The following is a 1,102-nucleotide window of genomic DNA, read 5'->3' as shown; positions in this document are numbered from 1 at the left end:
AGTAGTCTGGGGCGTTTTGACGGGGATTATAGTATATGTTCTGTATTATGAGGATATAGATAAACCCTTAAGACGTATTATTGAATGTGAAGCATTAGTATTTTGTATGTCTGTCTGTGAATCATTGGGAGTGATTCTTTTACAATGCATTTTGCAAGCCGCAGATATAAAAAATGTGAATGAAACGATGCTTTATTGCCTTGAGGTAACATTTTCAAAGGTGATACTTATTTTTTTGTATTACACATTCATAAACAGGTTTGTGAAAAAAAGTGATGTCCCTTATTCAAAGACACGGTACATCATGTATGGAATTATACTTCTATACAGTCTGATTAACATGAGTGTAATTGTAGAGAATTTTAAAAATGGAGAAGAAAATTATTTGTGTGCAGTCAACATGGGATGTATTGTTCTGGCAGATTTATACCTTTTATATTTTGTAAAAATGGCAGATGAAAAGAACTATTACGAAAAGCAGTTGATCGCATTAGAGCAGCAGGCAAAGGTACAATACGAATACTATTTGACCCAGGCAAAAAAGTATGATCAAACCGTCCACATATTACATGATGTAAATAAGCATATTAAAGCAATCGAAGGATTATATGGTGCAGAGCAGGGGAATACGGCAGGAGAATATGCAGCGGAAATCAGAGAACTGTTAAAGCCGCTCATTCCGGTTCAATACACAGAAAATCCGATCTTGAACATTCTTCTTACCGATAAAGAATCCGTTATGAGGGAAAAAGGTATTTCAGTAACCATAAAGGTGGATAATGTGAATCTGAATTTCCTTGCACCAATCGACATTACAACTATTTTTGGAAATTTATTAGATAATGCGATTGAGGCAGCAGAGAAGCTGGAAGGAGAGAAATATATTTCGATTAAGATTGGCTCATACCATAAAATGATAGCTGCCAGCATCGAAAATAACTGCGGGGAGGTAAAGTGGAAAAATGGTTTTCCGGTATCAGCGAAAGGAAAAGGCGGTGGAATAGGACTGCTGAATGTTCAGAGCAGTGTAAAAAAATATGATGGAAATTTAATATTGAAAAGTGATGGAAATAAATTTATTGCTGAGTTATTCCTCAATTCA

Annotated in this window: 1 protein-coding gene; it reads left to right on the top strand. The window is 35.1% G+C overall.

The features are described from left to right. Positions 1 to 340: 340 nt before the first annotated feature. A partial coding sequence (locus ROSEINA2194_RS13450; protein ID WP_252832642.1) for an ATP-binding protein occupies positions 341 to 1,102 on the top strand: 762 nt, incomplete at its 3' end.

The sequence above is a fragment of the Roseburia inulinivorans DSM 16841 genome (assembly GCF_000174195.1).
In the GTDB taxonomy this organism is placed as follows: Bacteria; Bacillota; Clostridia; order Lachnospirales; family Lachnospiraceae; genus Roseburia; species Roseburia inulinivorans.
The sequence above is the reverse complement of the archived record's forward strand: the minus strand, read 5'-3'. Positions and strand labels throughout refer to the sequence as shown.